Origin of the sequence: uncultured Formosa sp. (genome assembly GCF_947500765.1) — a bacterium.
Classification (GTDB): domain Bacteria; phylum Bacteroidota; class Bacteroidia; order Flavobacteriales; family Flavobacteriaceae; genus Formosa.
The window spans coordinates 1-537 of the sequence record NZ_CANMTH010000064.1 but is presented as its reverse complement, the minus strand read 5'-3'; the positions used below and the strand labels follow the sequence as shown (position 1 = coordinate 537).

Below are 537 nucleotides of genomic sequence, written 5' to 3'. Positions count from 1 at the left end.
CGTTGCCATTCATTGCGGAACGCACTCAAAATCGAAAAAACATGAATAAAATAAGAATTATTGGATTAGTAATATTAGTTGTCGGAATTATAATTCAATTCGCTTTAGAAAATGATGCGACCGATTTTATTTCTGGTATTTTAATTGGTGGTGGAATTGGATTACTTATTACTGGCAAAGTAGGTAAATCACCAAAATAATTGAATTTCGGAATTAGAGCAAGTTTGCGAAATTGAAATCTGAATTGAAAACTAAAAACCGAATTGTGTGCGGAATTTAGCAAGTTGCGGAATTGCTTACTCAAAACGAATTGAAAAATATTCCGGAATAAAACGCTGACTGAATTTACTCAAACGTTGAAAATCGGAATTTAGAGAAATAATTTGAACTGAAAAAACAACGAAATGGCAACAACGTATAAAAATAATTACTGTTTTGTGCTTAAAAAAAGGTAGTTGCGTATTTGCTACATCTGAATTTCCTGCGGAAATTCCTCGCGCGCAAACACGCAACTATTCTTATACCAAACCGTTAGCC

At 33.1% G+C, this 537-nt stretch carries 1 protein-coding gene; it reads left to right on the top strand.

The features are described 5' to 3' along the window. Positions 1-200 (top strand): hypothetical protein (locus Q1B05_RS18625; protein ID WP_299782979.1); only part of this gene is annotated, 200 nt, incomplete at its 5' end. Positions 201-537 lie beyond the last annotated feature (337 nt).